We start from the raw sequence: 320 nt of genomic DNA, 5'->3' as shown, positions 1-320 counted from the left end.
CTGGATGCTGTAGCGGAAGAGGCCGGGATATTGCGCCTCGGGCTGATCGGCTCCTATGGTCACCGTTACGCGAACTGGGCGATCGCCAACTGCGATCTGCTGCTGGTGCTCGGCTCGCGGCTCGATACCCGTCAGACCGGCACGCAGCCGCAGACTTTCGCCCGTGGCGCATTGCTGATCCAGGTCGATATCGATCCTGCGGAGCTGGGGAGCAAGGTGTGGGCGGACATCTCGGTGCAGATGGATGTAGCTGACTTCCTACATACGCTGGAGCGATCGGCGCCTGGCCCCCGTCGGGCTGGCGGCTCCGGCGCGAAGGC

Annotated in this window: 1 pseudogene; it reads left to right on the top strand. The window is 65.3% G+C overall.

Annotated features, from left to right (window positions below):
• Positions 1 to 320, top strand: a pseudogene (locus PA598K_RS35675) (hypothetical protein); the annotation flags it as partial.

The sequence above is a fragment of the Paenibacillus sp. 598K genome, from assembly GCF_003851045.1.
Taxonomy (GTDB): domain Bacteria; phylum Bacillota; class Bacilli; order Paenibacillales; family Paenibacillaceae; genus Paenibacillus_D.
This window is presented reverse-complemented; position numbering and strand designations above follow the sequence as displayed.